The 22,704-nt window shown below is 43.4% G+C and carries 20 protein-coding genes; 8 read left to right on the forward strand and 12 right to left on the reverse strand.

Features of this window, described 5'->3' with window-relative positions; genetic code table 11:
- Positions 1-248: 248 nt before the first annotated feature.
- The 10 genes from DWW10_RS00690 to DWW10_RS00735 form a co-directional block, all read right to left on the reverse strand.
- Positions 249-1,175, reverse strand: a complete 927-nt coding sequence (locus DWW10_RS00690) for a helix-turn-helix domain-containing protein (RefSeq protein ID WP_022393470.1) — start codon at positions 1,173-1,175, stop codon at positions 249-251.
- A gap of 127 nt (positions 1,176-1,302) precedes the next feature.
- Positions 1,303-2,601 carry a glycoside hydrolase family 88/105 protein gene (locus DWW10_RS00695; RefSeq protein WP_022393469.1) on the reverse strand — a complete coding sequence of 433 codons (1,299 nt, stop codon included), beginning with the start codon at positions 2,599-2,601 and terminating at the stop codon, positions 1,303-1,305.
- A gap of 68 nt (positions 2,602-2,669) precedes the next feature.
- Positions 2,670-3,479 carry a rhamnulose-1-phosphate aldolase gene (gene rhaD / locus DWW10_RS00700; protein ID WP_022393468.1) on the reverse strand — a complete coding sequence of 270 codons (810 nt, stop codon included), beginning with the start codon at positions 3,477-3,479 and terminating at the stop codon, positions 2,670-2,672.
- A 23-nt stretch (positions 3,480-3,502) separates the two neighbouring features.
- Entirely contained in the window at positions 3,503-4,534 is a 1,032-nt protein-coding gene (rhaT, locus tag DWW10_RS00705) for an L-rhamnose/proton symporter RhaT (protein WP_022393467.1), read from the reverse strand.
- A 98-nt stretch (positions 4,535-4,632) separates the two neighbouring features.
- Complete coding sequence (locus tag DWW10_RS00710) at positions 4,633-5,886, reverse strand: L-rhamnose isomerase (protein ID WP_022393466.1); 1,254 nt, start codon at positions 5,884-5,886, stop codon at positions 4,633-4,635.
- 65 nt (positions 5,887-5,951) lie between these two features.
- The gene (locus DWW10_RS00715) at positions 5,952-7,409 is read right to left on the reverse strand and encodes a rhamnulokinase (protein ID WP_022393465.1); all 1,458 of its coding nucleotides are present in this window, start codon (positions 7,407-7,409) and stop codon (positions 5,952-5,954) included.
- Between the two features lie 130 nt (positions 7,410-7,539).
- A complete protein-coding gene (locus tag DWW10_RS00720; protein WP_409012343.1) occupies positions 7,540-9,060 on the reverse strand; it encodes a glycoside hydrolase family 28 protein in 1,521 nt (506 codons plus the stop codon).
- Between the two features lie 93 nt (positions 9,061-9,153).
- Complete coding sequence (locus DWW10_RS00725) at positions 9,154-11,982, reverse strand: alpha-L-rhamnosidase (protein ID WP_022393463.1); 2,829 nt, start codon at positions 11,980-11,982, stop codon at positions 9,154-9,156.
- Between the two features lie 31 nt (positions 11,983-12,013).
- Complete coding sequence (locus DWW10_RS00730) at positions 12,014-14,545, reverse strand: glycoside hydrolase family 88 protein (protein ID WP_022393462.1); 2,532 nt, start codon at positions 14,543-14,545, stop codon at positions 12,014-12,016.
- Between the two features lie 158 nt (positions 14,546-14,703).
- Positions 14,704-14,928 (reverse strand): hypothetical protein, encoded by a 225-nt coding sequence (locus DWW10_RS00735; RefSeq protein WP_022393461.1) that lies wholly within the window; start codon positions 14,926-14,928, stop codon positions 14,704-14,706.
- Between the two features lie 662 nt (positions 14,929-15,590).
- Here DWW10_RS00735 and argR point away from each other — a divergent pair.
- Genes argR through DWW10_RS00765 form a run of 6 tightly spaced genes read left to right on the forward strand, consistent with a single transcriptional unit; the run spans position 15,591 to position 20,221 of the window.
- Positions 15,591-16,064: an arginine repressor gene (argR, locus tag DWW10_RS00740; RefSeq protein WP_044267614.1), complete on the forward strand. Its 474-nt coding sequence runs from the start codon at positions 15,591-15,593 to the stop codon at positions 16,062-16,064.
- Positions 16,065-16,086: 22 nt separating this feature from the next.
- A complete protein-coding gene (locus tag DWW10_RS00745; RefSeq protein ID WP_007660420.1) occupies positions 16,087-16,644 on the forward strand; it encodes a GNAT family N-acetyltransferase in 558 nt (185 codons plus the stop codon).
- Positions 16,645-16,656: 12 nt separating this feature from the next.
- Entirely contained in the window at positions 16,657-17,862 is a 1,206-nt protein-coding gene (locus DWW10_RS00750; RefSeq protein ID WP_022394330.1) for an argininosuccinate synthase, read from the forward strand.
- A 2-nt stretch (positions 17,863-17,864) separates the two neighbouring features.
- Positions 17,865-18,077: a PspC domain-containing protein gene (locus DWW10_RS00755; RefSeq protein ID WP_007660424.1), complete on the forward strand. Its 213-nt coding sequence runs from the start codon at positions 17,865-17,867 to the stop codon at positions 18,075-18,077.
- 20 nt (positions 18,078-18,097) lie between these two features.
- Entirely contained in the window at positions 18,098-19,066 is a 969-nt protein-coding gene (gene argC / locus DWW10_RS00760; protein ID WP_007660426.1) for an N-acetyl-gamma-glutamyl-phosphate reductase, read from the forward strand.
- Positions 19,067-19,099: 33 nt separating this feature from the next.
- Positions 19,100-20,221 (forward strand): aspartate aminotransferase family protein, encoded by a 1,122-nt coding sequence (locus DWW10_RS00765; protein WP_022394329.1) that lies wholly within the window; start codon positions 19,100-19,102, stop codon positions 20,219-20,221.
- A gap of 114 nt (positions 20,222-20,335) precedes the next feature.
- Here DWW10_RS00765 and DWW10_RS00770 read toward each other — a convergent pair whose 3' ends face one another.
- Entirely contained in the window at positions 20,336-20,938 is a 603-nt protein-coding gene (locus tag DWW10_RS00770; RefSeq protein WP_022394328.1) for an ATPase, read from the reverse strand.
- Positions 20,931-21,164, reverse strand: a complete 234-nt coding sequence (locus DWW10_RS00775; protein ID WP_022394327.1) for a hypothetical protein — start codon at positions 21,162-21,164, stop codon at positions 20,931-20,933. The genes DWW10_RS00770 and DWW10_RS00775 overlap by 8 nt, the downstream gene beginning before the upstream one ends.
- Positions 21,165-21,329: 165 nt before the next feature.
- Between DWW10_RS00775 and proC the strand changes: the two genes are divergently transcribed.
- Together proC and DWW10_RS00785 are read left to right on the forward strand one after the other, a co-directional pair.
- On the forward strand, positions 21,330-22,106 hold the full coding sequence (gene proC / locus DWW10_RS00780) for a pyrroline-5-carboxylate reductase (RefSeq protein ID WP_007660432.1): 777 nt from the start codon (positions 21,330-21,332) through the stop codon (positions 22,104-22,106).
- Between the two features lie 33 nt (positions 22,107-22,139).
- Positions 22,140-22,694, forward strand: a complete 555-nt coding sequence (locus DWW10_RS00785; protein ID WP_021968151.1) for a helix-turn-helix domain-containing protein — start codon at positions 22,140-22,142, stop codon at positions 22,692-22,694.
- Positions 22,695-22,704 lie beyond the last annotated feature (10 nt).

The following is a 22,704-nucleotide window of genomic DNA, read 5'->3' on the forward strand; positions in this document are numbered from 1 at the left end:
ATTTTTGATCTATGACGTAGTTATTTTGATTTTACTCAAGCTCCACATACAGTCTAAAAAGACTTTCATTATATGACGCAGGGCACCGCCTTGCATAATTATATATCCCTTTTGAACCCTGAAGGGGGTGCGAATTGGATATCGCATCCCTTCAGGGTTCAAAAGGAGAGGAATTCTGTGTATTAGGAGATGTCCTATGCTATATAAAGTTTTCAGACTATCAGGATATAAACAAAACTTAAATGATTTTACAGCAAGTCTTCTTCTTCCACATTAGTTTCGCGCCCGAAAGACCTGTATTCTAATGGGGTAAATCCTGTACGTTTTTTGAAAAGGGAAAAGAAGTGTTCAGTAGATTTATAATCGAGCATAAACGAAATTTCCTTTACCGATTGGGAAGTGCCAACCAGTAACTGTTTTGCTTTGCGCAACTTAAGTTCCTGGAAATATTTAGCAGGTGCATATCCTGTATAATCCTTAAATACTTTGCGAAACCAGGAATAGCTAATATTCAATTTCATTGCCAACTCTTCCGGATCAATGTCTTTGAATATATTCTCATTCATTATGATTTTCGCTTGCTCAATCTTTTGATCTACATCACCTATTTCAAATATTTTATTTTTAGAGATGGAAAGGATCATCCCTATCATATGTAGAACAATGCCAGAGAGATATTGCTGGGAAGAGATTTTATCCGCCTCGGCTATTTCCAAAGCACGTGAAAAGAGAGTAACCAATTCCTCATTCAATCCGACCTCCAATATTTGGTTATCTTTAGAAAGGAAGCCTCCTCTCAGCATATCATCGATGACCGGCCCCTCAAAACCGATATAATATTCATTCCAACCTGTTTGTTGATATGGATGATATGTATGCCATTGCCCAGGGAAAAGAACCATAAGTCTGCCTTTACAGACTTGTTTCTCCGGAGTAGTATCGGAAGCAAACAAACCTCGTCCTTTAGTTATATAAACCAACTGATATTCACGTAAAACACGCCCCTTCTGGGCATTAAAGAAATAGCCTGAAGGGTGATCCTTCAAGGGATAAGGAGAATTTGGCTGAATGGACTGGAAACCCACAGTATTTACCCATAGACCAAATTTCTGGTCCATATCATTCACGATCAAATATTTGAATTCAACCCCTAAATCATTATAGTTCTTAGTCATAATACGTGTTTTACATAATAGATATGTGGCAAAAATAGAAATTATTTATGAATAAAAAAATGTCCGTTCCGGCTTTATTCTAAAATATACCGGAGCGGACTAATAAAAACGAGTAATAGGGGAAAGACTATTTTTTTACAACAATTTTATCATATTGTTCTTCGGCCTTTATTTCTGTATACTTGGGGGCATCTATCATTTCGACCAATGCACGGAGTACAGGACCTTCACCCATAGGATCATTTTCCTGTGTAGGACGGTTATAATAATATACCAATGAAGGCATGATACCTGTTCCTACACAAATAGAAGTAACATCTCCACTATCAGAAATCTTTTTCATCATACCTTTCAATCCCTGCTCAGCTACGTATATGAAATCAGGATGTAGCCATCCTTCTTTCACACCACGGACAATACCAAAAACAAACATTGCTGTTCCTGTGATTTCTTCATAGGAATCTTCTTTATCCAACAACTGATGCCAAAGTCCATTCTTACCTTGATAACGGGCCACACCACTTGCCTGTTGGCGGAAATTTTCGATAACAGCTTCACGCATCGGATGATCTTTGGGCATCATACTAAGCAGATCAGCCTGTGCCATAAATACCCATCCGTTAGCACGGCTCCAGTGAGCTACTCCATGTTCCTTGTTGTCCGTATGATAACAATGATAATAAATCTGTTTTTCAGGACACCAAAGATAACGGGTATAGTTTAGCACCTGATTGGCAGCATCATTAAAATACTTCTCATCACCAGTCATTTTACCCATGCGTGCCAGGAAAGAGATTGCCATAAAGGCATCATCTGCCCAAATCGTATTGACATGCGGCCATATACGGGCAATAGTTCCATCCACCAAACGAGGTTCACCATAATTCAGGTGTTCGGCTGTTTCATTAACATAATCCAGAAAAGATTGATTAGGATATCTCATCTGCAGTTCAATCAGACTGGCTCCCATCGGGCCATTATCATCCAGACGCTTGCCACGGAAGATCATGTGCCAACTCAATTTTCGTACGGCATTCCAACCATCTTGTTTAAAGGCCTCATCGTACTGTTTGCGAAAGAATTCGAGATTACCTTCATTGAACACAAAATTCATGTTCTTCAAAACATATTTCTCATACTTCTTGTCAGCAAGTTTATCCCCCAGTTCCATGAGAGCCATATTGGTTACACCATTCGTATAATGCCAGTTATTGTACTTGCATGCTACCTTCACATTCATGTCAAGAGGTAACTTCTTGACGGACTTATAAGTTTCACCAGTCTTCGTATTCTTAAACTCGTATGTGGTACTGGCAAGAATGCGGTCTGCAATCTTTACAGCAGCTTCTCTTGCCGTCATATTGGTCTGGGCGATAAGAGTTGTCACTGCCAGCAGCAGGGCGAGGGAGAAGAATATTCGCTTCATATTATACTTTTAAAGAATTAGTAAAGTAGATAGTAGCCAATAAGAAATGCCTACTATCTACTTAAAAATCATTTAGGCAGATTAAATGCACGAGTCATTTCCTGCATTTGCTCCTGGCTCATACCGTCAGGTTCAAAGCCCATATTTTTGGCGGCAATATAAATCAGAGCAGACTTATTCAGTACATCCACCTGATCAAAAGCTGCCATAATATCCACATCTACTGCGAATACACCATGCTTTTCCCACATGGCCACATCATAATCTTCTAATTGTCCGATGGTAGCCTCTGCCAATTTTACGGAACTTGGCAATTCATAAGGAATGATACCCAAACCACGTGGACAGAAAGCCTTAGTTTCGGGAATCATGCTCCAAAGCAAATTGGTAGCAACATCTTTTTCAAGGAATTTCTTACAATGAGTCATAGCAATCAATTCAATGGGATGAGTATGCAATGAAGCTTTATAAGGCGAACCTTTCTCAATCAGACGATTGTGCACACTGAGATGGGCTGGTAATTCAGAAGTTGGCATCACAGGATGATCTGCAATAATCACATAGCTGGCACAGTCGTCCAGAATACGGATTACAGAACCATGTTCCATCGGCCAGCGAGCCAAATCACGCATACGCTTATTAGTTCCTTTGCAATAGAAATAACAGCCTTTCAGATAAGGTAGAGTAGCACCTATCTGCTTTACATCGCTTATAGCAGGCAACGACTTTATCCCATTGTCTACAAATTCAGTAATATTCAGTGTGATGTTGCCGCCATTACGTTCAGCCCACCCTTTTTGCCAGAGATATCCGGCAACTTCTGCCGCTTGATTGACTGCATAGGTCAATGCCTGGCGATTTTCGAGAATTGATTTCATATTAATATAATTTAGTTACCACTTTATACCTGTGCCATTGCCACTACTATAATGGAAGATATCAGAACCACCAAGCCTAAGATAAGAACGGCAATCGTAGTATTGCTGACACCTTTCCACTCTTTCAGTAAGATACCCCAAACATTACTGAACGTAACATTCAGTGACATCAGGATACTCCAGGAGAAAGCAAGAAGTATAGGACTGTCTGTCAGGAAACTCTTACCCATTTCAAGACCAAAGAACTGTGAATACCACAGTACACCGGCAAGAGCACAAAATAAGAGATTATTCGTCAGTACCGCACCTTTTACAGAGAAATATTCCTTACCGGTTTTATTCTTGATATTCTGCCAGATGCAATAAATAGCATTTGTACAAAAGCCACCGAGAGTAACCAGGAAAATTACGGGTAACCCAGCATAAAGAGCTTCTACTCCACCTGCCAAAGCTGCTTCTTTTATAGGTGTTCCGGCATCCAGTCCAAGAGCAAAACACGCACTCATCACACCTGCCAGCAATGCCACGAGCAAACCTTTCGTCAAAGCAAAGTCCTTAACAGCTGCCCGTTTTTCTTCTTCCGTCATATTCTTGGAGCGAAGACTACCGGCATATCCGATGATAGCAATACCAGCCAGCGTTATACAGACGCCAATAAGTAGCATTAGTCCTTCACCATGCAGCAAATCTTTTCCGGCAAACAAAGCGGGGAAGAGTGTTCCGAATCCGGCACATGTACCGAGGGCAATACTTTGTCCAAGTGCTACACCCAGATAACGCATACTCAACCCGAAAGTTAATCCGCCAACGCCCCACAGGACGCCATAAATCATTGCAGGCAAAGCACCACCTGCTCCCCAGAGTTCTAACAGTGAACTTCCTGCCGGAATAGCAAGTAATGCTCCCAACAACGGAAAAACAAGCCACGCAAAGATTCCCTGTACAAGCCAGAAACTTTCCCATGACCAATTTTTCACCTTATTGATAGGCACATACGAACTACTCTGTCCGAAGCTCCCGATAGCTATAATCAACAATCCTATCAGTGTATTCATGATAATAACATTTAGTGGTTAGTGATAAGTGCTTAGCACAGGAAAACGCACAAAGATACTGCTTTCCCACTAAACACTCACCGCTAACCATTAATCACTTAATTACGTTTCGACGTAACGTCTGCTTCGTATTTCTGTATCTCAGTAATGAATTCTTCACCTACAGGTACACCGTTCTTCAAGCAGAACATATCCCAAACTGCATTCCAGGGTAAAGATTTTCCTTCTTCGAGCAAAGCAAGACGCTCAAATAACTGATCATTTGCTTCATATTTGCGCAAAGTATCCAGCGGCTCCAACAGAGCTTGCAACACACATTTCTGTGTAGCGCGGCTACCTATAACATACGCACCGATACGGTTGATAGAAGCATCAAAATAATCCAGACCGATATGTACGCGATCCAAAGCATTACAACGTACAATTTCTTTGCAGAGATCCATTGTTTCATCATTCATAATCGTCACGTGGTCAGAATCCCAACGTACCGGACGGCTCACATGCAACATGATTTCCGGAATAAATAACAATAGAGAAGACAGTTTGTCCGCAACGCTTTCAGTCGGATGGAAGTGACCAGTATCCAGTGTAACAATCTTATTACGACTCACACCATAACCGATATAGAAGTCATTGGAACCTACCGTATAACTTTCCAGACCGATACCAAATACTTTAGACTCCACACAGTCTTTCATATTCTTGTATTCCACTTCGAAAATGCGATCCAGAGAATCCTTCAGTAAGTCACGATACAACATACGGTTCACTGTGATATCCTTGCTACCATCATGTACCCACAGATTCATGATACAAGGATCACCTTGGCGCTTACCCATCTCTTCTGCAATAGCACGGCAACGTTTTGTATGCTCTACCCAGAAGTCACGAATACCTTTATCAGGATTAGAGAGGGAAAGGTTACCACTCTTCGGATGAGAGAAAGAAGTGGAGTTGAAATCCAACTTCATATTATTTTCAGCTGCCCACTGTATCCAACTTTCGAAGTGAGCCGGTTCTACTTGGTCACGATCAACAAATTTACCACCGAAGTCACCATAGATTTCATGAAGATTCAAACGGTGAGTTCCAGGAATATAGCTGGCTGCTTTCAATACGTCTTGTCTTAGTTCTTCCATATTACGAGCCTTGCCAGGATAGTTTCCGGTAGCCTGGATACCTCCAGTCAACGCACCCTGTGCTTCAAATCCGGCTACATCATCTGCCTGCCAGCAGTGCAGGGAGAGGGAAATCTTTTGCAAGGCATCCATAGCTTTCTCTACATCTACGCCGATAGCTGCGTAACGTTCTTTTGCCACTTCATAGGCTTTCTGAATCAATTCTTCTTTCATGATGGTACTAGTTTTTAGTTATTAGTTATAATTTATTAGTTATACGTTATCACTGACAAGTAATATTAGGCTAACTGCAAGAAATGCAGATAAGCGGTATTCCAAACTTCAACGTTCTCCGGAGTAAAAGTCTTCAATGGAATAGAACGATTAATAAGCTGACGCATGGAAACAACGTCACTTGCTGCACCTGCTGTGAGAGCTTGTATCATTACGTTGCCGATAGCAGTTGCTTCCGACGGTCCAGCAACTACAGGAATACCTACCGCATTGGCAGTCCACTGATTCAGCAAATCATTACGGCTTCCTCCTCCGATGACGTGCAGTACTTCTACAGGACGGGGAGAGAGGCTGCACAGGTTCTCCAAGACCTGGCGATAGCGCAGTGACAGGCTTTCAAAAATACAGCGTACAATCTGCCCACGTGTCTCTGGTATCGGTTGATGATGGTCAGCGCAATAAGTACGAATAGCCTGTTCCATGCTCATCGGGTTGGCAAACAAAACATCATCCGGATTTATCAGACTACGGAAAGGTTCGCATGCCTCTGCTTCAGCAATCAGTTCAGGATAAGATATTTCTTCCCAATCATAACGGCAGCGTTCCAACAACCACATGCCACAAATATTCTTCAGTAAACGAATCGTCCCTGCAACACCTCCTTCATTCGTAAAATTCAGTGCTTCTGTTTCTTCATTAATAACCGGCGCATCTGTCTCCACCCCCATCAATGACCATGTGCCACTGCTCAGATAAGCAAAGTTACGGTCCAATGCTGGTACGGCAGCTACAGCGGAAGCTGTATCATGTCCGGCAACAGCAATCACAGGTATTGCTCCCAGTCCGGTAATCGTTTGTATTTCTTTGGTCAATACACCTACTTTATCACCCGGATATACAAAACGTCCGAAGTTATCTTCCGTTAATCCGAGTTCTTTCAGCAATGCCGGTTCCAGACGACGGGTCTCAGCATTTACCAACTGAGCCGTACTGGCAATGGTATATTCAGTCACCATCTCTCCTGTCAGTAAATAACTAAGTGCATCCGGCATGAAAAGTATCTTATCAGCCATTTCCAGTGCACTATCTTTATTCCGGCGTAAAGTATCCAACTGGAAAAGCGAATTGAAATTCATAATCTGAATACCTGTCCATCCATATACCTGCTTGCGGGGAACGCGGGCGAAGAATGCCTCAGGAGCTCCCATCGTATGCGGATCACGATAAGAATAGGGCTGACGAAGCAGAGCACCATCTTTACCCACACATACAAAATCTACTCCCCAGGTATCAATTCCGATAGAGGTTATCTGCACATCGTCCATCCGGGCTGCCAGTTTCAAACCTTCCAAAATATGACGGTACAATTCGTAGATATCCCAGTAATAATGTCCTCCAACTTCAATCAGATGGTTAGGAAAGCGGTTCACATCTTGTAGTTCTAATCCTTGCGGAGTGAATGTTCCCAGTATGGTACGGCCGCTGGTAGCTCCCAAATCAACCGCAAAAAAGCAATGTTTCATGATATTAAATAGATTTTTGACGATACAAAAATAGGGGATTACTCCCCTATACTCTGTATTAGTTTTGACTGAAAAGATGTTATTTCTGATATTCTTACCATGAAAAAACAGAATGTACAAAGGGAAGAAATTACTCTACCCCTTCACAGTAACGAGTCACAATCTTCTCCCCTTCCGTATTACGGATATTCACATTCTTCATACTAATATTTTTGCTATAAATAAACTCAGCACCCAATTTAGAAGTAATGTCTATATCTTCTAATATAATACCATCAATCGGCATTTCCGGGATACCATTAAAGAATAAAGCACGACGTGCTCCGGCACAAACCAGATTTTTCACATGAATATTGCGGAAACAAGGCGTAGTCTCATCCACCGGCATCGGCTCCACTTTAGCAGGTACAGTTTCACCGCTTTCCAGCACTTCTACAGCCGACTTTCCACCATAATAAAGATTAAATGTTATCGGTTCGGTCGGAATATCCATCATAGATATATTCCGTATCCATATATTCTCCACGACTCCTCCACGTCCTCGTTTACTCTTAAAACGCAGCCCGACATCTGTACCGAGAAACTGGCAATTGCTAACAGATACATTACGCACTCCCCCACTCATCTCGCTACCTACCACAAAACCTCCATGGCCTTTGAACACCGTACAGCCGTCTACTACCACATTCTCGCAGACACGCCCCCTACGCCGGCCGTCCTCATCTTTACCGCTCTTCAGGCAAATACCATCATCACCCACATCAAAAGTAGAGTTCACTATCAGCGCATTCTTGCAAGACTCTAAATCCAGACCGTCACCATTCTGTGCATAATTCGGATTACGCACCTGCACTTCTTCTACCAATACATTCTCACACATTAGCGGATGCAGATTCCACGCCGGTGAATTCTGGAAGATAACCCCTTGCAGCCATACATTCTTGCATTCTATCAGACTCACCATCACCGGACGAAGAAAATGACGTACACTCTGCCACTCTTCCTCTGTCTGCAAATTCTGAGGTACATTCATATTACTGATGGTATCCCCTTTCAATGTTTGCGGATAAGGAAACCAATAAGTGGGACGTTTGTAAACTCCACCACGGGCTACAGTTTGCTTCCATACACTCTCTGTAACTTTCTCCCGTTTCAGAGGACGCCAGTAGTGCCCGTTACCGTCGATGGCACCTTCCCCCGTTATCGCTACGTTTTCCAGATTACGACCGGATATAGGTGATTGGCAACGACGGGTATCCAAACCCTCAAAAACCGTTTCCACCAACGGATACAAATCTACGTCCGGCGAAAAGAGAATAATAGCGCCTTTTTCCAGATGCAGGTCAATATTACTTTTCAATACAATAGGACCGGTGAACCAAACACCTGCAGGGACAATCAAGTGCCCGCCCCCCTTTTCTGCTAAGGCATCAATGGCCTTGGCAAAGGCTGACGTACAAAGTTCTTCACCATTACCTATTGCCCCGAAGTCAGCAAGATTCACTTTACGGTCCGGAAATATAGGAGCTTCCACCCGTGGCATATCAAAAGGCAGGTCACGGTATACAGCCTCATACTTATACGTGGAAGATTGATGCACTCTACCCTCTTGAGCATTCAAAATACCTGCCAACCCCAACAGGCAAAGCATAATTAAATTCGATTTCATTGATTATAGTTTTAATTAAGTTTCTCAAGTAGCCTGAGATCCATTCAGGCTACTTGAGAAATTGAAGTTACATTATCATTTTATACTCTGCATCGGAATCAAGCGCACAGGCCCCAACAGACCACTTGGCACCGATTCCCACTTTCCATAATTATCCTTCTTATAATGGATATTCACAATATTGGCATCTTTATAAATACGCCAGGGCACATTACGACGATCCATATCTGCAATACGGTTGGCAGGCAGATTCGTTACTTCCACTTCAAGTGTATTCACACCCGGACGAAGATATTCGCCCACTAAACAACGGTAAGGAACAGCAATAAGCGTAGCTACCTCTTGTCCGTTAATGCGTACACGTGCACTCTCGCGAACATCTCCAAGATCAAGCATCCATTCTCCAGCCTCAGCAGGAGTTTTCAAAGTGAATGTGGTGGTATAGCAAGCTGTCCCCATTGTATTTTTCACACCTTCGGCAGCAATTTCCGTCCACGAACCAAGAGAAACACTATCCGGTACATTACTTACCACAGGTATTGCTTCTACGAAACTAAATCCCCATTTACCGGCAAAAGTACAAGTACCCGGAAGCATCTTTGCCGCTTCATCCTGAGCCATAGATGTCCAATACCCATATTCCGGTACGGAAACATCTTGATCTGTAAATGTTTTCAAAATTACAGACTCACCGGATGCCAATTGCAGGAAGACTTCTGTCCTGCCGTTATTCTGACGCAACCGCGCCTTACCGGATGTACCATTCATCGGATTATACAGCATTGCAGAACGTGCCTGTACTGCCAATGGTATCCAACTTTCAGTGTCTTCTGTCTTTAAAGCTGAGATAAAGTAGTGGTGCCCTTCGGGATGTGAGCGGCGGATGCTACTCAATCCAAAAGTAGTTTTCATTTCTTCGGGAGCAGCGGCCGTGGCAGCCAGTGTGCGGGCATAATCTGTTCCGAAAAGGACATGTCCTTTTCCTTCCCGTTCCTTTATTTGTGCCAAAGCTTTATTAAACTCTGCACGACGTTTACCCAAATCATTCAATCCCGGTACATCTTCCGGATACTGTTCCAGGAAAACAACCGTAGCACCCTCATCCGCCAGGCGAAGTAATTTCTCCATCACATCAGCAGGCATCAAACGTGCACCGGGAACTACCAATGCTTTATAAGAAGCTCCACCGGAAGTCAATATCTTACCGTCCTGACACATAGCGTTACGGATAAAGTTATCGGAAATATAATCCATATCATATCCTGCACCATAAATGCGATGCACTGCCTCTATAAACCGAGGAGCACGTTGTGCCATCTTATGAATATCGAAAAGCAACAGACGGCCGTCCTGATCGTCCCACAAATCATAAACGGGCAGGTAAACCAGGAAGTCATTATCCGGTTGTCCCATTTGCAGGAAGCTCTGGCAACGGGTGACATAATCAAAGAATGCCGGAGCATCCCGCCAGATATTATTTGTAGGACTCATATCAATAGAAGCATAAAACTTCCATCCCGGCCATGCGGCCTCAGCCGGCGAGTAAGTCGTTCCATGGAAATACATGTGATTCACACCGGAAACGAACATCAAATCCATATCGGGCTTACACTGCGATAGTGAAGTACGGAAATGCTCTGTCAACCAAGTGAATGTCTCCGAAGTCGTATAAGGTTTTCCTGCGATATGTGCCGCCGAAGAAGCATATTTCAGCATGGAAAGATCAGAGTCGTTAGGACGAGTCAACGAGTCTTTACGTAGTCCGCGGATACCGAAATCCGACAGGCCGAAACCCTCACATTCGGGTACATCGACCGTTGCATAAAGATCTATCAGATTGCCGGGTGAACCGTGCGCCTGATTGCGGGTACGTGAACCATGTTTATGTGCCCAGTCCGTCCACTGACGGGTAAAGTTCTCCTGAAGCAGTTCTGCAAGAGTCTCACGATAATCGGAAATGATACGGCGGGTAGTCTCTGTACGTTCTTCCGAAAGGAAATCGGGCAAGTACTCCTCCAATTTATATCCACGACGAAGAGCAAATTGCTCAAACAGGTCACCCGTCCAGTCAGCACCGTAAACCTCATAAGAATCATTAAAGAAATTATGCGGATACTCAGTTGGAGTCCCGGCTGTTCCATTAGCTGTCTTTCCAGAGAAAGCCTGTTCAAAACGATTCAAGTAATTGGACACAGCTTTTGCCGAGAAGTGATTCATCACATATCCTTCACCGCCGGGTGCAGCACGTTTTACCTTCTGGAATGTTTTTCCCATGAAAGCGGCAATCAAGCGCCACTCTCCTTTCGGAGCTTTCCATACCAGCTTTCCGTTTTCTATCTTCGACGTCAGGTCATAGCAACGCACTGCTTTTTGTTCCTTCGGGGTAGAAGTGTCTGTCAGAACCCTGAAAGCCATCAGCCGACACAGTTTGGCATACGGACGTTGTTTTTCATCCGTCACTTCTATGGTTGTTTTCAGGCGTTCGCCGCCTTTCAATGTATATTCTTCAATCAGTAATTTACAGGCAGCATCTTCTATACCCACTTCCGGACCACCAAAAGGCCATCCCGTACCCGTATTCATATCAATCTTCATGCCCAGACGCGCAGCCTCACTTTCCGTATGACGCAACATCTGCATCCACTCGGGCGTAAGGAACTGAATTTCGTTTGCGTCATTGCCCTGCACACCATAAATAGGAGTAACTTCCATCGTACCCATTCCGGCTTTGGAGTATGCTTCCAGATTACGAGTCAGATTAGCCGCATCTACTGCACTCCCCATCCACCACCAACGGGCACCGGGTTTAGCTTCCGTGGTTACCTCAGGCCACGAGATGTTCTGTGCAGAAATAGTTCCGGCACAGAAGGAAGCAAAGATTATTGCCAATAAATTCTTTTTCATGATATATATTATTTATAAAAGCGACAGTTTGTCACTTTCCCAGCTCAATGCACCCCATAATAAACGGTCCAGTTGCTTTCGCATCATTATCCCGCATCTTTTCACCTATATAATATTCAAAGCTGCCATCGCGATACGGATGTCCACCCAAACCGCCTACCTGACAGCAACGTGTCAATGTCAATGTACCATCCTGACGTTCTACCATCAATTTGCTCTTCAATCCGTTGAAAGCCTTCTCCGCCACTGCACGATACTTTTCATCAATATATCCCTTGTTCACAGCTTTTGCATAAGCATACATGAATTGCGTTGTCACAGATGCCTCCGGGAAGTTTCCTTTCCGTTTCGGCTGATCGAGCACCTGATACCACAAACCATTCTTATCCTGATATGCAGGCAACACCTCAGCCAGTCCTTGTATCCAACCGATCATCCGGGCACGCCCTTCATGGTCTCCCGGAATATAATCCAATGCATCCACCATCGCCATAAACCACCAGCCGATACTGCGTCCCCAGAAGTTAGGGGAATGCCCGGTTTCCGGATCGGCCCAACGCTGGCTCTTACTTTCATCCCAAGCATGATGATAAAGCCCGGTCTTGGCATCATAGGTATGTTTCTGACAAAGCGTGAATTGTTTCACTGCCTCATCAATCCATTCGGGTTTATTGAATTCTGCACCATACTGGGCAAGGAAAGGGGAGGCCATATACAAGCCGTCCAGCCAAATCTGGTGTTGATAAACCAACTTATGCCAGTAAGCACCTTCCAATGTACGCGGATGATTTTTCAACTGTCTGACAAGGGCATCCATTGCCGTCTTATATTTCTCCTTACCAGTTTCACGATACAAGTCGAACAAAACCTTACCTGAATTTATATAGTCAAGATTGTATGTTTCCACACGATACAAATGGATTTCCCCTTTGTCATCAATCAATGAGTCTGCCCATTGCTCCACATAGTCAAAGTAACGGCGCTCTCCCGTCTTCTTCCACATTTGCAGCATCGCACAGCAACCTACCCCTTGTGCATACCCAAAGAAAAGACGCTTTCCATGATCCAACTGATACGCCTGCGGAAAACGTACCATCTCCGAATCAGCAAACCAACGGGCATACGAATCCGGTTGCCATGTATCCGTACGGAAAGGAGTAGCCGGGAAGCCTTCTTTATTATAAAGATTCACGCGAAAGAAGTTGCAATACGCATAACGTACAGCTACAGGCGCTGCAACCTGTGGAGCCGAGACTTCCAGTTTATCACCCTTAATTACAGCCGTAGCCGGATAGAAACGACGGTCGGCCCCGGCAATAATAAAACCTTTTACCGGTTCATTGTCCGGAGTCATCAATCCCTCTCCGACATAATCGAAGCTCAAAACAGCTTTGTTACCCTCTATTTTCATAGCTTTGAACAACGGACCGGAATAGGTCACATCCTTGCCATACTGTTTAGCCAGCGCCCAGGCTGCCAGACGTTCACCTGTCACAGTCTTATTACGGGGATGAATATCAAGCGAATCACCTACATCGGTAATCACAGCCATACCCACATTCTTCAACCCGCTTTGCCATGTTTTCAGTTGTGCTTCACGGATGGTTGCCGGTTGCCCATATTGCGGAGCTATCTGCACAAAGTAGAACGGCATATCCGGTTGTTTCCACTCTTTACGCCAGCTATTTATCATATTAGTGAATACCTGCTGGTATTTATCGGCACGAACTGAATTAGATTCACCCTGATACCAGATATTACCTTTCACCGTATACCCCAAAATGGGATATATCATACCATTCCACAAAGTTGCAGGTACTTTACAGTAATTCTTTTCTTGCTTCACGCCTTCCAATGCAAAGTCTTTCAGCACATCCGCATAAAGAGGGTCCTTCTTCATTACGTCCAGTTTCGTCCACGACTCCGCATGTGTTCCGCCCCAGGTAGATTGAATCAAACCCACAGGCATCTTCAACTCTTTATGTAATTTACGTCCGAATACAAAGCCTACAGCCGAGAAATCGTACAGATTCTTCGGGTTACAAACCAACCATTGTCCTTCACAATCATCCACTTCACCGCCGGGTGCCAACTGGTGCTCCACATGGAACAGACGGATTTCAGGATAATCAGCATCCTTCATCTCCTCCGTTTCATTCAGCATTCCGGTCTTCCACTTCACGTCCGGATGGCGTGATACGGGAAACTCCATATTGCTCTGTCCTGTGCAAAGCCAGACTTCACCTATTAATACATTATTTATAGTAATCGTATTTTCACCACTGACCGTAATGGATTGATTGGTCATTGCATCCGGGGTTTTCAGCTTTAATGTCCATTTACCATTGGCAGTAGCTTTTGCTGTTACTGCTTTGTCTGCCCACGATGCTTTAACAGTTACTTTTTCTCCGGGCGTAGCCTTGCCCCACACATTCACTTGTGCGTTTTGCTGCAATACCATGTTATCTGAGAAAATGGCAGGAAGCGTCACCTTTGCTTCTATGGCGAGAGAAGCAAACAAACCTAATACAAGGAAAATTGAAAATCTAAGAAGCTCTTTCATGTGCTTTTAATAGTTTATAGATTCACATAGATTAATTTATAAAACATGCCAATATCTAACGGCACAAAAATAGGGGTTTTGATGGAAACCCCTATTTTATATTTTGATAGTTTTCTTATTGCTTTTGTTGTTTCCATAAATAATAGGATCAACATTATCTATTCCTTTACCTTAAGCCAGCCCCAAATCGTTTTCTTTCGGGAAATGCCAATTAAAGCAGTCCCCATCAGGCAGCAGGCACAGCGCAGCTCTCTATTGGAAAGTTTATTCAGATTATCAACAATACCTGGTAAGGGGTAATTCTCTTTAAAAAAGGAAAATACATCGGCTGAGTTTTCTAAGTCGGTTTTCATTTGGCAGGAGCAAGTAAAAGGTTCATCCATCGTGTTATAAGTTTTAAAGGTTGATGTTGTCCCTATACCTTTCTAATAAAATGGCATGGGAACTATTGACATATTATTAACTCTAAGGCTCTGGTAAACCCGCAAACAATAATAAGCAATAGCCCCACGCCAGAATATATATAACAAAGTTATATGTAATCCAGACGTGGAGACTTTCACCTATTATTCGCGTTTTTAAAAATTTACCAGACTTTTAGAGTTACGAATAATAAAATGATCTCCAAATCGCAAAATACATCTCTTCACTATTGAAGAAATATGCAACAAAGATACATAAAATATCGGAATAGAGATTATAGAATACGATAATTAAACATGAGCACTTATTTACAAACAATGTATACTTAAGGAATAGTCGCATACTGAACCTAATTCAGTCGTATAGTGAATGCCATTCAGTCGTATACTGAATAGAGTTCAGTATACGACTGAATGAATCCCCAGATTTAGCAGGTAGAAAGTGTATCCCGAATATGACTCACTTTGCTTACAATCCCCGGCTTTAATTGCATATATTTCTCGATTTATGCATAAAACACAGCATTCATAGTATAAAAAGTATAAAAATTCTCTCTTTAGTGCATATTCTTTCCAAAATTATCCCTACTTTTGCGCCATTCTTAGAATAATTATACAGAAAAATGAAGAAAAAAGCCAATCGGTTAGACGCCATCAAGATGATTATCTCAAGCAAAGATGTCAGTTCTCAGGAAGAACTGCTGCAGGCTTTGAGTAAGGAAGGCTTTGAGCTGACACAAGCCACTCTCTCCCGCGACTTGAAACAACTGAAAGTTGCCAAGGCGGCAAACATGAATGGGAAATACGTATATGTATTGCCCAATAACATCATGTACAAGCGTTCCAATGACCAGAGTGCCAGCGAAATGCTGATGACCAGCGGTTTCGTTTCCCTGCAATTCTCCGGTAATATTGCCGTTATTCGCACACGACCCGGCTACGCCAGCAGTATGGCCTATGACATTGACAATCGCGAATGTCCCGCTATCTTGGGCACCATCGCCGGTGACGACACCATCATGCTGGTAGTACATGAAGCTGCTTCGCACAGCGAGGTACGCGAATTCCTGTCACAAATCATTCCGAACATTAAATAAATAAAGAACGAATCAATAAGAAATGGATACCAAAAAAGTGGACGTGATGGTGGCTGACGCCTCTCACGAAATTTATGTGGATAAGATTTTGGATACCATCAGAGAAGCGGCCAAAGTACGTGGAACGGGCATCGCAGAACGCACACACGAATATGTGGCGACAAAAATGAAAGAAGGAAAAGCCATCATCGCCTTATGTGGGGACGTGTTTGCAGGTTTCAGCTACATCGAAAGCTGGGGAAACAAACAATACGTCGCTACTTCCGGTTTGATTGTACATCCCGACTTTCGCGGCATAGGATTGGCTAAGCGTATCAAAATGGCATCTTTCCGCCTGGCACGCTTGCGATGGCCCAACGCCAAAGTATTCAGTCTCACCAGCGGAGCTGCCGTCATGAAAATGAATACGGAACTGGGATATGTACCTGTTACTTTCAATGAGCTGACAGACGACGAATCCTTCTGGAAAGGTTGCGAAGGTTGCATCAACCACGATATATTAGTAGCCAAGAACCGCAAGTTCTGCATCTGCACCGCAATGCTCTACGACCCGGAACTGCATGAAGATGATAAAATTTAAAAAACAAAGGATATGGAAGATAAGAAAAAAGTAGTAGTCGCATTCAGCGGCGGTCTTGATACTTCATTTACGGTAATGTACCTTGCCAAAGAAAAAGGGTACGAAGTGTATGCAGCTTGTGCAAACACCGGTGGCTTCAGTCCTGAACAACTGAAAACGAACGAAGAAAACGCCTACAAACTGGGCGCAAAAGAATATGTTACGATCGACGTAACTCAGGAATATTACGAAAAGAGCTTGAAATACATGGTATTCGGCAACGTGCTGCGTAATGGCACCTATCCTATTTCCGTAAGTTCCGAGCGTATTTTCCAGGCACTCGCCATTGCACGTTATGCCAACGAGATTGGAGCAGACGCTATCGCTCATGGTTCTACAGGAGCAGGTAACGACCAGATTCGTTTCGACATGACATTCCTCGTACTGGCTCCGGGTGTAGAAATCATCACACTGACCCGTGACATGGCATTGAGCCGCCAGGAAGAAATTGATTATCTGAACAAACATGGTTTCTCAGCAGACTTCACCAAGCTGAAATATTCCTATAATGTAGGTTTGTGGGGTACTTCCATCTGCGGCGGTGAAATTCTGGATTCAGCACAAGGCTTGCCCGAAAGTGCTTATCTGAAACACTGTGTAAAGGAAGGCAGCGAACAACTGCGTCTTACATTTGAGAAAGGTGAACTGAAAGCAGTAAACGACGAAAAATTCGACGATCCCATCAAAGCCATCCAGAAAGTGGAAGAAATTGGTGCTGCTTACGGCATCGGTCGTGACATGCATGTGGGTGATACCATTATCGGCATCAAAGGCCGCGTAGGTTTCGAAGCTGCTGCCCCAATGTTGATTATCGGTGCACATAAATTTCTGGAAAAATATACGCTGAGTAAATGGCAACAATACTGGAAAGACCAGGTTGCTAATTGGTACGGTATGTTCCTGCACGAAAGTCAGTACCTGGAACCGGTAATGCGTGACATCGAAGCAATGTTGCAGGAGAGCCAGCGCAACGTAAACGGTACAGCTATATTGGAACTCCGCCCGTTGTCATTCTCTACAGTAGGTGTAGAGTCGGAAGACGACCTTGTAAAAACCAAGTTCGGTGAATACGGCGAAATGCAAAAGGGTTGGACAGCAGAAGATGCAAAAGGCTTTATCAAGGTTACCTCTACTCCGCTGAGAGTATATTATAACAACCATAAAGACGAGGAAATCTAAACATGGATACTAATAACAAGAAACTCACTCGCTCACGCAGTGACAGAATGCTTGCCGGAGTTTGCGGAGGTTTAGCCGCCTACTTCGGACTCGATCCATCACTCGTACGTATCGGTTATGCATTATTGACATTTTTCACCGTATTTGCCGGTATACCTGTATACCTTATAATGTGGCTTATCGTTCCCGAAGAAAGAAACTTATATAACAGATAAAGAACATAGTATAAACTAACATGATTAAAGTAGGAATCATCGGCGGAGCCGGATATACGGCAGGTGAGTTAATTCGTTTGCTGGTCAATCATCCGGAAGCGGAAATCGTATTCATCAACAGCTCAAGTAACGCCGGAAACAAAATTACCGACGTACACGAAGGATTGTACGGCGAAACGGATCTTGTCTTCACCGACGAGTTACCTTTGGATGAAATTGATGTATTATTCTTCTGTACCGCTCACGGCGATACGAAGAAATTCATAGAGAGTCACAACATTCCTGAGGAGTTGAAAATCATCGACCTCTCTATGGACTACCGTATTGCTTCTCCGGAACATGATTTTATTTACGGTCTGCCGGAGTTGAACCGTCGTGCTACTTGCAAAGCAAAGCACGTGGCCAATCCGGGCTGTTTTGCCACTTGTATCCAATTGGGCTTGCTACCCCTTGCCAAGCACCTGATGTTGAACAACGACATCATGGTGAATGCTATCACCGGTTCTACCGGAGCTGGCGTGAAACCGGGATCAACCAGTCACTTCAGCTGGCGAAATAATAACCTGAGTGTTTATAAAGCATTCGATCACCAGCATGTTCCCGAAATCAAGCAATCCCTGAAGCAACTGCAAAATAGCTTTGATGTGGATATCGACTTTATCCCCTACCGTGGCGATTTCCCGCGTGGAATTTTTGCCACCATCGTAGTAAAAACCAAAGTTGCACTGGATGAAATCGTCCGCATGTACGAAGAATATTATGCAAAAGACTCTTTCGTACACATTGTAGAGAAGAACATCGACCTGAAGCAAGTGGTAAACACCAATAAGTGTCTGTTACATCTGGAGAAGCATGGTGATAAGTTGCTTATCATCTCCTGCATCGACAACTTGCTGAAAGGTGCCAGTGGACAGGCAGTACATAACATGAACTTGATGTTCAATTTAGAAGAAACCGTCGGCTTGCGACTGAAGCCCAGCGCCTTCTAAGTAATTTGTATTTCGTAATTTATAATTAAAGAAATGAATTTATTCGACGTATATCCTCTTTTTGACATCAATATTGTCAAGGGAAAAGGCTGCCACGTATGGGACGAAAAGGGTACTGAGTACCTCGATCTCTACGGCGGACACGCTGTTATCTCCATCGGCCATGCGCATCCGCACTACGTGGAGATGATAAGCAAGCAAGTTGCCACGTTGGGATTTTATTCCAACTCTGTCATCAACAAGTTACAGGAACAGGTTGCTGAACGCTTAGGAAAAGTTTGTGGTTATGATGACTACTCCTTATTCCTGATTAACAGCGGTGCAGAAGCTAACGAGAATGCCTTGAAACTCGCTTCGTTCTACAATGGACGTACACGTGTGGTTTCTTTTAATAAAGCATTCCACGGACGCACTTCACTGGCTGTAGAAGTAACCAACAACCCAAAAATCATAGCTCCCATCAACGATTGCGGACATGTCACTTATCTCCCGCTGAACGATATCGAAGTTATGAAAGCCGAACTGGTGAAGGGGGATGTTTGCGCAGTAATTATTGAAGGTATTCAGGGCGTAGGTGGTATCCAACTGCCAACGGATGAATTCATGCAAGCCCTGCGCGAAGCTTGTACCGCCCATAACACTGTACTGGTTTTAGATGAAATTCAAAGTGGTTATGGTCGTAGCGGTAAATTCTTTGCTCACCAATACAACGGTATCAAAGCAGATATTATCACTGTAGCCAAAGGCATCGGCAATGGTTTCCCTATGGCAGGTACACTCATCAGTCCGATGTTTACTCCGATTTACGGACAGCTGGGTACTACCTTTGGTGGTAATCATCTGGCATGTAGCGCAGCGCTGGCAGTACTGGATGTCATAAGTCAAGAAAATCTGGTTGAAAATGCAGCTAAAGTAGGTGAATACTTAATGACGGAACTGAAGAAATTCCCACAGATCAAGGAAGTTCGTGGGCGTGGTCTGATGATCGGTCTTGAATTCGAAGAGCCAATAAAGGAACTTCGCCTGAAACTTCTGAAAGAACAACATGTATTTACAGGTGTCAGTGGTACAAATGTACTCCGTTTGCTTCCGCCCCTCTGTCTCAACATGGAAGAAGCCGATCTCTTCCTCGAACGTTTCAGAAAAGTACTTTAAAGTATATTTGACTATATAATCAGCAATAAACAGGCAGCCCATAGAAACTTTTTCTGTTTAGATAGGGCTGCCTTCTTTATTCTAATATCTATTCAGGAAACAGAATTTTCACAACTAAATACTTTCTTGAATCAACTGCGCCCATTCAGGAATAACATCTACATATTGCTTTACCATATGTCCATCAGTCAAACGAAACAAGAGTTTGGCATCAACATCGTCTGCTGAATTATCATAAACATATACTCTATCCACCAACTTTGCAACCAAGCAGCAATTCAAAAGAGACTTTTGATAACGGGAGATTATTTTAGTAATTGGTACATCATGTCCTCCTTCCATAACTCGGTTTGCAATACGAGCAGCATTTATCGTAGGAGATTCAGTACAAACAAAAAACAAACGTACAAAGAAACCGGCTTCAAGAGCCCTACAGATATAATCTACTTTATCTTGTATAGATAAAACGGTCTCAAATATCAGACTTTTGCGTTCTTCCAAACACTGTTCTCTCAATTCCTCGCAATATTTCACAGCTTGCATCACTGCTTCTCTTGAGTTCCAGTCGCCAAATTGTTCCTGTGCCACAATATCCGGATTTATATAGATGGAATCTTCCATCCATTCATGATGGAGTATTTTGGAGGTTACAGAAGTCTTTCCGGAACCATTAGGGCCGGCAATAACAATAAGGACAGGTTTATGACAATTATTCATTATCAGTATCGGTTTTACATTCCCCTAATCGTTCCTGCTGCTTGCGAATAATCTCTCTCCGTTGTATTCGAGCCGCCATGCGAAGATCTGTGAAAAACCTTTTATGAGCTTCTTCCGACTTCCGCTTCGCTTCTTCAGCTACTTCCTTCATTAACTGAGATAGCATTTCATCAGTAGGTTCTTCCATACTGGTCAAACGATAGGAATTCATTTCTTTTCCAGACATAATCTATCATCTTTAGTTGAACAAATATACTCATTATCTTCTATACTAAACAAATAAAGCTTGCATTTTGCATAGCAATCAGCAAAAAACGTTTAAACAGTTTCATATATCGACTAAAAAATATCTACCTTTGCCCATCGACAACCCTTTTAATAACAGAATGATATGAAAACAGCAATTATCGGAGCAGGAAACATGGGCGGTTCTATAGCCCGTGGATTGGCAAAGGGAAGCATTATCCCCGCCTCGGATATCATAGTCTCTAATCCCTCACAAGGAAAGTTGGATGAACTGAAAGTAGAGTTTCCCGCTTTACAGATTACGCATGACAATCAGGAAGCCATTATTGGTGCCGAATTTATCATACTTGCTGTAAAACCGTGGCTCATCAAAAGCGTGCTGCGTGAATTAAAACTGAAAAGCAAGCAAATCATTATTTCTGTCGCCGCAGGCATCAACTTCGAAGAACTGGCTCACTACGTACCGGAACCTGAAATGACCATGTTCCGCATCATTCCCAATACTGCCATCAGCGAAATGGAAAGTATGACTTTGATTGCCAGCCGCAATGCTACCAAAGAACAGGAGCAACTGATGCTGGATATCTTCAACCAAATGGGACTCGCCATGCTTATCCCTGAAGAAAAATTCGCAGCTTGCACTTCCATGGCCTCCTGCGGCATTGCCTATGTACTAAAATATATTCAAGCTGCCATGCAAGCCGGCATAGAAATGGGAGTTTACCCCAAGGATGCTATGAGAATGGTGGCCCAATCCGTAAAAGGAGCAGCCGAACTGATACTGAACAATGACACACACCCCAGTGTAGAAATAGACAAAGTATGTACTCCTGGCGGTATCACCATCAAAGGCATTAATGAGTTGGAACATGACGGTTACTCTTCTGCCATCATCAATGCCATTAAAGCCAGCAAACAATAAGAGGAACAATTAATTCATTAAATAAACAACCACATGGACGAACAAATTAAGCAAATAGCAGAACGCCTCCGTGGACTTCGCGATGTACTGGAACTGACAGCCGAAGACATTGCACGCGAATGCGATATTTCTGCCGAAGAATACCGTCTCGCAGAGTCGGGAGAATTTGATATTTCCGTCAGTATGCTGCAAAAGATAGCACGCAGATACGGAGTTTCGCTGGATGCGCTGATGTTTGGCGAAGAACCGAAAATGAGTTCCTATTTCCTGACTCGTGCCGGTAAAGGGACCAGTATTGAACGTACTAAAGCCTACAAATACCAATCGCTTGCCGCAGGCTTCATGAATCGTAGCGCCGATCCATTCGTCGTGACCGTAGAACCGAAACCGGATAGCGAACCGATACATTACAACAGTCATGCCGGACAAGAATTCACCCTTGTACTCGAAGGGCGTATGATGATAAGCATCGATGGCAAAGAACTTATACTAAACGAAGGAGACAGCCTGTATTTCAACTCCAAACTGCCACATGGCATGAAAGCACTGGATGGAAAGACGGTACGATTCTTGGCAATTATCATGTAACAACTAAATG

Origin of the sequence: Bacteroides intestinalis (assembly GCF_003464595.1) — a bacterium.
Taxonomy (GTDB): domain Bacteria; phylum Bacteroidota; class Bacteroidia; order Bacteroidales; family Bacteroidaceae; genus Bacteroides; species Bacteroides intestinalis_A.